Origin of the sequence: Natronomonas sp. (genome assembly GCF_036625485.1) — an archaeon.
Lineage (GTDB): Archaea > Halobacteriota > Halobacteria > Halobacteriales > Haloarculaceae > Natronomonas.
Map to the genome: position 1 here is coordinate 1 of NZ_JAZKTR010000099.1, position 9696 is coordinate 9696.

Annotated in this window: 12 protein-coding genes; 4 read left to right on the forward strand and 8 right to left on the reverse strand. The window is 65.0% G+C overall.

Annotated features, from left to right (window positions below):
• Positions 1 to 46: 46 nt before the first annotated feature.
• Positions 47 to 1186 (forward strand): molecular chaperone DnaJ, encoded by a 1140-nt coding sequence (gene dnaJ / locus V5A53_RS10220; RefSeq protein ID WP_332313508.1) that lies wholly within the window; start codon positions 47 to 49, stop codon positions 1184 to 1186.
• 28 nt (positions 1187 to 1214) lie between these two features.
• On the opposite strand, the gene V5A53_RS10225 is transcribed toward dnaJ, so the two are convergent.
• From V5A53_RS10225 to V5A53_RS10250, 6 genes are all read right to left on the reverse strand, one after another.
• A complete protein-coding gene (locus tag V5A53_RS10225; protein ID WP_332313509.1) occupies positions 1215 to 1505 on the reverse strand; it encodes a transcriptional regulator in 291 nt (96 codons plus the stop codon).
• A 58-nt stretch (positions 1506 to 1563) separates the two neighbouring features.
• Positions 1564 to 2535 (reverse strand): NDP-sugar synthase, encoded by a 972-nt coding sequence (locus V5A53_RS10230; protein WP_332313510.1) that lies wholly within the window; start codon positions 2533 to 2535, stop codon positions 1564 to 1566.
• Positions 2536 to 2700: 165 nt separating this feature from the next.
• Complete coding sequence (locus tag V5A53_RS10235; RefSeq protein WP_332313511.1) at positions 2701 to 3420, reverse strand: diphthine--ammonia ligase; 720 nt, start codon at positions 3418 to 3420, stop codon at positions 2701 to 2703.
• A gap of 42 nt (positions 3421 to 3462) precedes the next feature.
• Positions 3463 to 4590, reverse strand: a complete 1128-nt coding sequence (locus V5A53_RS10240; protein WP_332313512.1) for a DUF373 family protein — start codon at positions 4588 to 4590, stop codon at positions 3463 to 3465.
• A gap of 49 nt (positions 4591 to 4639) precedes the next feature.
• A complete protein-coding gene (sppA, locus tag V5A53_RS10245) occupies positions 4640 to 5635 on the reverse strand; it encodes a signal peptide peptidase SppA (protein ID WP_332313513.1) in 996 nt (331 codons plus the stop codon).
• Between the two features lie 68 nt (positions 5636 to 5703).
• Positions 5704 to 5886 carry a hypothetical protein gene (locus V5A53_RS10250; protein ID WP_332313514.1) on the reverse strand — a complete coding sequence of 61 codons (183 nt, stop codon included), beginning with the start codon at positions 5884 to 5886 and terminating at the stop codon, positions 5704 to 5706.
• Between the two features lie 157 nt (positions 5887 to 6043).
• Between V5A53_RS10250 and V5A53_RS10255 the strand changes: the two genes are divergently transcribed.
• Genes V5A53_RS10255 through V5A53_RS10265 form a run of 3 tightly spaced genes read left to right on the forward strand, consistent with a single transcriptional unit; the run spans position 6044 to position 7701 of the window.
• Positions 6044 to 6505, forward strand: a complete 462-nt coding sequence (locus tag V5A53_RS10255; RefSeq protein ID WP_332313515.1) for a PUA domain-containing protein — start codon at positions 6044 to 6046, stop codon at positions 6503 to 6505.
• A gap of 48 nt (positions 6506 to 6553) precedes the next feature.
• Complete coding sequence (locus V5A53_RS10260) at positions 6554 to 6958, forward strand: nascent polypeptide-associated complex protein (protein WP_332313516.1); 405 nt, start codon at positions 6554 to 6556, stop codon at positions 6956 to 6958.
• A complete protein-coding gene (locus V5A53_RS10265) occupies positions 6955 to 7701 on the forward strand; it encodes a methyltransferase domain-containing protein (RefSeq protein ID WP_332313517.1) in 747 nt (248 codons plus the stop codon). Before V5A53_RS10260 ends, V5A53_RS10265 begins: the two co-directional genes overlap by 4 nt.
• Here V5A53_RS10265 and V5A53_RS10270 read toward each other — a convergent pair.
• Both V5A53_RS10270 and V5A53_RS10275 read right to left on the reverse strand, forming a co-directional pair.
• Positions 7667 to 8254 carry a hypothetical protein gene (locus tag V5A53_RS10270; RefSeq protein WP_332313518.1) on the reverse strand — a complete coding sequence of 196 codons (588 nt, stop codon included), beginning with the start codon at positions 8252 to 8254 and terminating at the stop codon, positions 7667 to 7669. The genes V5A53_RS10265 and V5A53_RS10270 overlap by 35 nt on opposite strands.
• A 7-nt stretch (positions 8255 to 8261) precedes the next feature.
• Positions 8262 to 9632 (reverse strand): geranylgeranyl reductase family protein, encoded by a 1371-nt coding sequence (locus V5A53_RS10275; protein WP_332313519.1) that lies wholly within the window; start codon positions 9630 to 9632, stop codon positions 8262 to 8264.
• Positions 9633 to 9696: the final 64 nt, after the last annotated feature.

The window sequence follows — 9696 nt, forward strand, 5'->3', positions numbered from 1 at the left end:
GACCCGTTCTTTTGAAGTAGCTCAACCGATTAGGCCCTTTCAACGAATGAGCGAGGACTTTTACTCGGTGCTGGGCGTCGACCGAGACGCGAGCGAAGAGGAGATACAGCAGGCATTCCGCGAGAAGGCCACCGAATACCACCCGGACGTCTCCGACGATCCGAACGCCGAGGAGAAGTTCAAGAAGGCCAAGAAGGCCAAGGAGGTCCTGACGGACGACGAGAAGCGGCAGATGTACGACCAGATGGGCCACGAACGCTTCCAGGAAGCCGAGAAACACGGCGCGACCGAAGGCGGTCGTGGCGGTATGGGTGGTATGGGCGGCGGCCCCTTCGGTGGCGGTGGCGGCGGGATGAACGACATCTTCGAGCAGTTCTTCGGCGGGGGCGGCTCCCGTTCCGGACCACAGCAGGGGGCAGACCTTCGGACTCGTCTCACCGTCGACCTCGAAGACGCCTACGAGGGCGTCACGAAGCAACTGACCGTCAACCGGCCTGAACGCTGTCCGGACTGCGACGGCGAGGGCCACCCCCCGGATGCCGACGCCCGGACCTGTTCGGCCTGTAACGGCCAAGGCCAGCAGCGCACCGTCCGACAGACGCCGCTGGGTCGCGTCCAGCAGACCCAGACCTGCCCCCAGTGTGACGGCGAGGGGACCATCTACTCGGAGACCTGTTCGACCTGTCGAGGCGACGGGCGCGTCCAGGAGGAATCGACCCTCGAAGTCGAGATTCCGGCCGGCATCCGGAGCGGCCAGACCCTTCGCATGGACCGGGAGGGCGCCCCCGGCGAGAACGGCGGGCCGAAGGGCGACCTGCTGGTCGAAATCCAGGTCGAAGACCACGAGGAGTTCGACCGCGACGGCGACGACCTGCAGTACCACCTTCCCATCTCCTTCCCGCAGGCCGCCTTCGGTGACACCGTCGAAGTCCCGACCCTCGATGGGACCGTCGAGATGGACATCCCCTCGGGCACCCAGAGCGGCGAGACGTTCCGTCTCCGCAACAAGGGGATGCCGCGCCTCCAGCGCCGGGGCCACGGCGACCTCTACGTACAGGTCCAGGTCGTCACGCCCGAGGACCTCAACGAGGAACAGCGGGAGGCCCTCGAAGCCTTCGCCGAGGCCGGCGGCGAGGAGATCGACGTCGAGCAGGGTTTCTTCGAGAAATTGAAGAGCAGTTTCTAAACCGTCGCCTGCGGGCGGCCACGGAACTCTATTCGATGGTAAACGTGGGGTCGCTCACGTTCTCGCTTTTGCACTCCGGACAGCGCGAGGGCCGATTGGTCAGGTCGTCGAAATCGCGAAACCCGCAGTCCTGACACTCCGGCGGCGCAGCGAGCAACTCCTCGTCGGTCCCCTTCAGCGACTCGGCGATGTGTTCGACGTGGGAGAGTGCCGACGGCGTCGTGATCTCGAATTCGGCGGCGAGCGTGCTAGCGTCGGCCGCCTCGTGCCGCAGAAAGTCGGCGATTCGCTGTCGGGTGGTTCGTTCTGCGCCCTCCATACCCGGTCTGAGTGGTCGACGGGCTAAAACCTACTCCCGTCTCGCCCGCTGTTCGCCGCTACTCCTCGGCGCCGTTGGTCAACTGCGTGTGGGCGCCGATGAGCGCGTCTGCGAGGTCGATGTTCTCGATGCGTGTCCCCTCGTCGATGATGGTCTCGTGGATCTCACAATCGGTGACCGTCGCGTTCTCGAAGACGACCGACCCGTCTATCGTCGAATCGACGATCTCGGCGCCATCCATGACGTGGACGTTGTCGCCGATAGTCGACTGCTCGACGGTCGCCGACTCGGCGATGACGCTGTCGCCGTCGAGTTCCCACGCGATGGCCTCCAGATACGATTCGGGCGTCCCGATGTCGAACCACGGCTCCTCGAAGACGAAGGCGTGTACTGCCTCGCGTGCCTGCAACCACTGGATGAACCACCCCGGTTCGTCGGGGTTGTTGTCGCCGGCGAGATACTCTTCGAAGCGAATCGATTCGGCCGGGAACCCGTAGCAGGCGATGGAGACGAGCGTGCTCTTGGGTTCGTCCGGTTTCTCCTGAAAGTCGACGATTCGGTCGCCGTCGAGGTCGACGAGTCCGTAGGATTTCGCCTTTTCGCGGTCCCCAACGTCGTAGGCCGCGATGGTTGCGGTACCCTTCTCCTCGAAGAAGTCGACGAACTCGGAGAGGTCGAATCCCATGAGGTTGTCGCCGGCGACGACCACGAGGTCGTCGTCGATGCCTTCCCGGTCGACGAGTTGCCCGAGCGCGCCGATGACGCCGAACTTCTCGGACTCCTCCGTCGTGTCCTCGACGGAGAGGGTCGGCTTCTCGAAGTCGCTTTCCTCCAGATGGGCCTCGAACTCCTCGGCGAACCGCTCGTTCGTGGAGACGTAGACCTCTTCGATGCGGTCGTCGGCTTCGAGTGCCTCGAAGATGCGGTCGATGACCGTGGTCTCACCGATGGGCAGCAGCATCTTCGGGCGATGCTTCGTGATGGGCCACAGACGCGTCGCGTATCCGCCAGCGAGAACGACGGCTTTCATGACCTGAACCGACAAAAGCGGCGGACAAGTGTCTTTTGCAATAAAAGAGCCCGTCACTTATATACGAAGGCGCGGCCACCGCCGGTGTGATCTGACCGATGGTGGCAGTCCGTCGAGGCGGGAGTGTGGGACACGGGCTGCTGAAGCGACCGTTCCGCCTGCTCGCTATTCGCCCAGCCACGCGTCGGTAATCCGAAGCGTGCCACGGCTCCCGTCGAACTCGGTGTCGTATTCGAGTTCGATGGGCCGGTCCATATGCGGCCCGTCGGTGACCAGTGTCTCGAACTCGCCACCCTCTCCGAGGATGTGGACGCCGTACTCGTCGTTGAGTTCCTCGAGTTCGGCCAGCGCCTCGGCATCGAGCGTTCGCCCGAGCCACGATTCGTCGAGGCCGTAGGCGGCCACGCGGATGATGGTGATCTCGAAGCCGGCATCGAGCATCGCATCCGCGAGCTCGCGGGGGTCTTCCTGCCACAGCGGCGCGAATAGCTCGGCGTCCAGCCGTTCACACATCCCCTCGATGCGGGTCGTCTGGTAGCTACTCTCGACGGCGCCGGCGGTCACGCCGCCGATGCCGCCGAGTTCGTCGGCCAACTCGACCAGCGCGTCTTCGAGCGGTTCGAGTTCCCGGTCGCCGCGCTCGCCGCTATCCTCGTCGTCCCCGGCCGTGATTTCGAAATCATCCGGACGAACGTCGACAAGTGGAATGCCGATACTCTCGGCGGCCAGCGACGCTAACTCCGTCGCCGGGACGTGGTACATAAAGGAGTCGCCCGCCGGGTGGACGGTGACCAGCCGTTCGACCGGTTTGTCCTCCTGAAGCGCACGATAGAGGGCCCACGACGAGTCCTTGCCGCCGGAAAAGAGGCTCACCCACGGATCCATACCCGCGATAGCCGAGCGTCGGCTATAGGGCCGTCGGTTCGGTCACTCGGGGAACTCGTCCATCGGCTGTTCGGAGTCGCTCATCCGCGAGGTGAAGGCGACGCCGGCGAAGCTCACGAGAATGCCGGCGGCGACGTAGACCGCGAGCCGACCCCAGATCGAGAGGGTAAAGCCCTCGACGAAGACCGGCCCGACCGCGATCGAGGACACCGAAAACCCATCGAGCACCTGTGCCCGCTCGAGGAAGTAGCCGGTAAAGCCCCGAACGACGAGGCCGACCGCGACCACGCCGAACGGAAGGTTCATCAGCGCACTGGAGACTCCTTCCTCGGCCAGCAGTTCGTCGATCAGCCGGCCGGTCGCGGCCGCCAGCGCCGCGGCGGCGAACCACGGCACGCTATCGAAGACGAACCGAAGCCCGACGAGGAGTTCGCTGGTACTCTCCATCGACGTGGCGCTGATCCCGCCCGCGAAGACGCCGACGAGCGCCAACCCGGCGCCGACCACGTAGGTGACGAGCGACATCTGTCCCGAATAGAACGCCTCCTGGACGCGTCGTGGGAGCGTGGAGACGAAATCGTCGATACCGAGTCCCTTATAAAGAAGGAACGTCCCGATAACCGCCGCGATGGCCGACAGGGCGACGGGGACGCTATCGGCGAGCAAAAGCAGTACGGGAAACGCCAACAGCGCTGCGCCGATAGGCACGAGGACAGTCCCTCGTAACTCCTCGTCGGCGAGGAACTGCTTGAGCAGGTAGTACGTCGACTGGATGTCGTGGGATTGTCGAACGACGACCCGGTCGACGGCATCGACCTGCACGCGGCTCTCGATTATCGGTATCAGTCGCTCGTCGCTGGCCGAATCGGTAACGACGATCGCGGATTCCGGCTCGTAATCCGCCACCAACTGGTCGGTCTGTCGGGCGACGGTGCGGTCGCTATTGACGCCGTCGCCGCCGCCGGAGACGACCGCGACGACCGCTTCCTCGCCCGCGTCACGGAGGTCACGTGCCACCCGAAGCGTCTCCAGCAGGCAGTTGACGCGGCTGTCTTCGGGGTCGTCGACCCCCACGTCCGTGACCAGCGCCTGGATGGCCTCCCAGCCCACGATGGGCCCATCGTGGCCGAGCCCCCCCTCGCGGTCAACACAGACGACCAGAGTACTCACAGGGAAGCGTTGCCCACGCCGGAGTAAAAGCCTTCAGGCTGTGGTCCGCTCAGACCCGGAACCGGAACTCGCCGTTCTCGTCGGCAAATCGGCTCGCGACACCGGCACCGACCGCGAAAGCGACCCGTTCGGCGCCACCACGGAGGCGTTCGGCCACGCCGTAACTCGGCTCCAGTTCCCTCGTTTCGACCTCCTCATCGAGCAGGTGTTCGATTCGGTCTTCGACGTCCTCGTGGGTGCCGATCTCGTCGACGAGGCCCATCTCGTGGGCCTCCTCGCCGAGGAAGACCTTGGCTTCGGTTTCGCGAATCGCGTCGGCATCCATGCTCCGGCCCTCGGCGACCGTCTCGACGAACTGGTCGTAGTAGTCGTCTATGAGGCCTTGCAGGTACTCGCGTTCGTCTTCGTCCATCTCGGTGAAGGGCGTCCCGGCCTCCTTGTATTCACCGGCCGTGAACTGCTCGTATTCGAGACCGGTCTTGTCGAGGAGTTCCGAGGCGGTCATCCGCGAGCCCCGAACGCCGATGGAGCCGACGATGCTCCCCTCGCGGGACCACAGTTCGTCACACCCGCTGGCGATCCAGTACCCTCCGCTGGCACAGGTGTCCGTCGCGTAGGCGACCGTCGGACCGTCGAACCGTTCGGCCGCACGCCGGATGTCGTCGCTCGGCACGACCGCGCCGCCGGGCGTATTCAGCCGAACGAGGAGGGCGTCGGCGTTCTCGTCGTCGTCGGCCTGTTCGATGAGGTCGACGATCTCGTCGGCACCCGGGACACCCGGTGCGCCCGGTGGGAAGCCCCCACCATCTCGGGTGATCGGCCCCTCGACGGAAACCTCGGCGACGTTGTACGTCGGGAAAACGTTCCCAGCGATCGTACTGCCGAACCGGAGGCCGAGTATCGTCGTGGCGATGACCAACAGAACGCCGACCAGTTCGGCGGTATCGGCCGGTGCTTCGACGAACAGGAGCCACCCGACGGCGGCGGCGACGGCGGCCACCACCAACCCGATGACGGCTCGGCCGACCGAATGGAGTCGGTTCATACCCCACGGGACGAACGGCTGGCTGTTAAGTATGGGCGGTCAGCGAAGAACTCGGAGAAAGAGCGGCCTTAGACCGCGGCGTCCTCTTGGGAGAGGCCGACGAGCAGCGCGCCGACGGCGAGGCCGAGCGCTGCGAGACCCGCAAGTACGTCCGGAAGTGACGTGCCGAGCGTGCCCGTCGCGAGGATGGCGATACTGCTGGCGAGGAGTATGACCGCACCGAGCCCGAGTTTACGAACGTCCGTTGCCATGTTCGATTGTTGGCAATTTCCCCGCTTAAGTCTACTGGAACCGGAAGCAGGGCGTGGGAATGACACACGAACAGTGCCAATATTTGTGTGGTATGGTGTAGCACAATAGTTGTGGGGACTCGAAAGGTGTATTCGACGCACGGCCGTCAGCAGGAGTATGAGCAGGGACCTCGACGCGTTGCGGACCGTTGCCGACTACCAGTTCGGCGCCGGGGCGGGCGACGCGCTGTTCGCCGGTGATATCGTCGTCCAGCGGACGAGTTCCGGCCGCCCCCAGCAAATCCGAGCTGACGACGAGCGCGTCGTCTCTTATGGGACCGACGGCCGCTTTACGCTCGGAATCGGCGGCGGCCGCCGGTTGCAGGAGGCGCTCGACGCGCCGGCCTACCGGGTCATCGTCGGCGACGATAGCGAACCGTTCGTCCGCGACGAGAAGAACGTCTTCGCCAAGTTCGTCCGCGAGGTCGACCCCGCAGTTCGGCCGGGCGACGAGGTACTCATCGAACACTACGACGGTCACCTCATCGCCGTCGGGCGGGCGGAACTGTCCGCCGATGCGATGGTGGATTTCGACACCGGCATGGCGGTTCAGGTCCGCGAAGGCGTTCCTGCGGAGTAGGCACGCGTAACATCAGGCTTTTTGCCCCGTCGAACCCTCCCTCCGGGTATGTTTGGAGGAGGCGGCGGGATGAACCCGCGCAAGATGAAGCAGATGATGAACCAGATGGGTATCGACCTCACCGACATCGACGCCGAGGAGGTCATCATCCGTACCGAAGACGAGGAACTCGTCTTCCACGATGCGGAGGTCCAACGGATGGACGCCCAAGGCCAGAAAACCTACCAGATCGTCGGCGAACCCGACACTCGCCCGCGCGGTGAGGGTGACGAGACCACGGAGGAGATCGAGGAACCCGGCGGCGACCCCGAGATCGAATCGACGCCCGAGTTCTCCGACGAGGACGTCGAGATCGTCGCCCGGCGGGCGGAAGTCCCCGCGGAGAAGGCGCGTGAGGCCCTCGAAGAGACGGGCGACCTCGCGGCGGCCGTCCAGCAGCTCGAAACAGAGTGAGCGACCGCCGCGTACTGGTCGTCCGCGGCAACCGCGAGTTCCTCGTAGAGCCCGGTGCGACACAGGAGACCGACCTCGGCGTGCTCGAAATCCCCGAGGACGTCGAACCGGGCACCGTCCTCGAGACGCATCTCGACGAGGAATTCGAGGTCCGACGACTCCGCGGTCCCGACCTCTTCGACCACCTCGAACGCACCGGCGCGCCAATGATGCCCCGCGATATCGGGCTCGTCATCGGCCACACCGGGGTCGCCTCGGGTGACCGCGTCCTCGATGCCGGCACCGGGACCGGCGTGCTGTCGGCGTATCTCGGCCGCCTCGGCGTCGACGTGACCACCTACGAGCAGGACCCCGAATTCGCCGAGGTGGCCCGCGAGAACATGGACCTCGCCGGCGTCTCGGAGACCGTCGACGTTCGGACCGGCGATATCGTAGAGGAGTTGGACGACATCGACGGCCCCTTCGACCTCATCACCCTCGATACCGGTGATGCGGCCGCCGTCGTCGAACGGGCGCCCGAACTGCTCGCGTCTGGCGGCTTCGTCGCGACCTACACGCCATTCGTCGAATCGGCGCGCGATTGTACGGGGGCCGCTCGCGAGGCTGGCCTCTCGGAGATCGAGACGCTCGAAACCATCCAGCGGCAGATGGACTTCGACGACCGTGGCTCCCGGCCCTCGACGGCCGGCGTCGGCCACACCGGCTATCTCACGTTCGCTCGGTTTCTCCCACGCTTCGAATGAGGTCCCGCAGTTCGTCGTCGTATTCTTTTGCAGGCAGATCGACGCCGAGGTTCTCGCTTGGGTGGGCACCGCCCGCGACGTAGACGGTCCCGTCGTACCACGTCGCCGCCTGACCGACGATGGGGATGGTCCGACCGCCCGTCTCGAAGACGGCGTCGTAGGTGGTCAGCTTGCCGGTCGTCTCGCCGTCGATCTCGATATCTATCGTCTCGCCGATAGCAACGTCTTCGAAGCCCCGTTCGCGTAGTTCGTCGGCAAATCCCTCGCGTGCCTCCCGGAAGATACGTGATCTGGCGAATCGGATGACGGTCGCACTCAGCGCGGGCGTGAATGCCAGTCGGCTGGCGAAGAAGAAACGCCACACTCGGTCGGTGCCGCCGGCCTCGATGACCCGCCGACGGAGGTCGAGGTCGTCGTAGACGGCCGTGTGTGCCCGTACGGTGACGCCCGCGAGGGAGGCAACCGTTTCGACGGTCTCCTCGTTCTTCGCCCACCCCGAATCGAGCAGCCGGCGTTCGGGGACGGCCGGCGGGTCGGGCTCAGGATGGGTCATTCGACGTTCAGTACTTCGCCTCGGCGCCGGTCTCGGCGTAGATGTCGTCCATGATGTGGTCGCGCTTGCGCTGCCAGTCGGCGAACCCCTCGGGACTGGAGGGATACGTCTCGTAGTGGTCCAGCAGTCGGTCGGCGAGTTTCTTCGTATCGTAGAGGTTCTTCAGCGTGTCCCAGTGGCCGAAGCTCTTGATGAGGACCTGCAGTTTGAGGCCGAGCCCGACGTTGGCCGACCCCGAATAGAGCGCGTCGGAGAGCTTCTCGGCAGGCATCGCGGCCAGCAGCCCCAACAGGTCATCGAGGTCGTAGGCCGTCGCGAAGATGTTGTAGACGTCGAGTGCCGCATACCGGGCGCCGTAGTGGTCCATGACGCGCTCGTTGTACTCCCAGAGGTTCGCCTCGCTTACGTCGGCTTCCTCGATCGCCTCGATCGCCTTCTCGCCGGCGTACTGGCCGGCATAGGCCGCACCCGCGATGCCGCCGCCGCTGATGGGATTGACGTGGCCTGCGGAGTCGCCGATGGCCATGTAGCCCGGCGCGACCGCGGAATCGTAGGGACGCCTGGTCGGGAGGGCGGCGCCGAGTTTGTCCTTGACCGTGGCGCCCTGAAGTTCGGGCTGCTGGCTGATGTCGTCCCGGAGGTCCTTGACGAGTTCCATCGGTTCCTCGTTCATCTGGAAGCCGAGGCCGACGTTGATCTCGGTCGGCGTCCGCGGGAAATACCACAGATAGCCCGCCGAGCGCTTGGTCGGCTTGATGACCAGCGCGTCGGACCACTCGACCGGCTCGTCCACCTCGATGATCTCCCGGTAGGCCGAGGAGAACTGCGAGTAGCGGACGTTCGTGTCGAAGGTCGTCCCCTCGAAGTCGACCTTGTCCTGGAGGAGCGACAGCGCGCCCGCGCCGTCGAGGACCACCTCGGCCTCGTAGGTTCGCCCTTCGCCCTGCTTGACGGCTTTGAGTCCGTGGACACGACCGGCGTCGTCCTGCAGTACGTCCTGGACGACGGTGTCGTAGTGGAACTCCGCGCCTGCGCGTTCGGCACCGTCGATGACCTGTCGGCCGTACTCCCAGCGGTCGATGACCGCGAGTTCACCCGGAACGGGAATGTCGAGAGATGCGTTCTCCTGTGGAATCTCGAAGCGACCGTGGTCGACGTCGGTGTTGGTGAAGGAACTCTCGATCTCCGATTTCGGAATCGATTTCGGGAACTTGTTGGCGCCCTTGAGCGCGTCACCGCAGGCGATGTGGCCCGCTTCCTCCTCGTCTTTCCGCTCGACGATGACGACGTCGTATCCCGCATTCGAAATCGTCGCGCCGGCATAACACCCGGATGTTCCGGCACCGACGATAGCGACGTCGTACTCGAACGTAGTCATGCCCGTCTCTCATCCCCGCGGCGGCAAAACTCTTTACCAACGCCGCGTCGGCCGAAGCCGCGTC

Coding starts and splice junctions, on each gene's coding strand:
- dnaJ (WP_332313508.1), top strand. CDS start 47: ATGAGCGAGGACTTTTACTCGGTGCTGGGCGTCGACCGAGACGCGAGC.
- V5A53_RS10225 (WP_332313509.1), bottom strand. CDS start 1,505: ATGGAGGGCGCAGAACGAACCACCCGACAGCGAATCGCCGACTTTCTG.
- V5A53_RS10230 (WP_332313510.1), bottom strand. CDS start 2,535: ATGAAAGCCGTCGTTCTCGCTGGCGGATACGCGACGCGTCTGTGGCCC.
- V5A53_RS10235 (WP_332313511.1), bottom strand. CDS start 3,420: ATGGATCCGTGGGTGAGCCTCTTTTCCGGCGGCAAGGACTCGTCGTGG.
- sppA (WP_332313513.1), bottom strand. CDS start 5,635: ATGAACCGACTCCATTCGGTCGGCCGAGCCGTCATCGGGTTGGTGGTG.
- V5A53_RS10250 (WP_332313514.1), bottom strand. CDS start 5,886: ATGGCAACGGACGTTCGTAAACTCGGGCTCGGTGCGGTCATACTCCTC.
- V5A53_RS10255 (WP_332313515.1), top strand. CDS start 6,044: ATGAGCAGGGACCTCGACGCGTTGCGGACCGTTGCCGACTACCAGTTC.
- V5A53_RS10260 (WP_332313516.1), top strand. CDS start 6,554: ATGTTTGGAGGAGGCGGCGGGATGAACCCGCGCAAGATGAAGCAGATG.
- V5A53_RS10270 (WP_332313518.1), bottom strand. CDS start 8,254: ATGACCCATCCTGAGCCCGACCCGCCGGCCGTCCCCGAACGCCGGCTG.
- V5A53_RS10275 (WP_332313519.1), bottom strand. CDS start 9,632: ATGACTACGTTCGAGTACGACGTCGCTATCGTCGGTGCCGGAACATCC.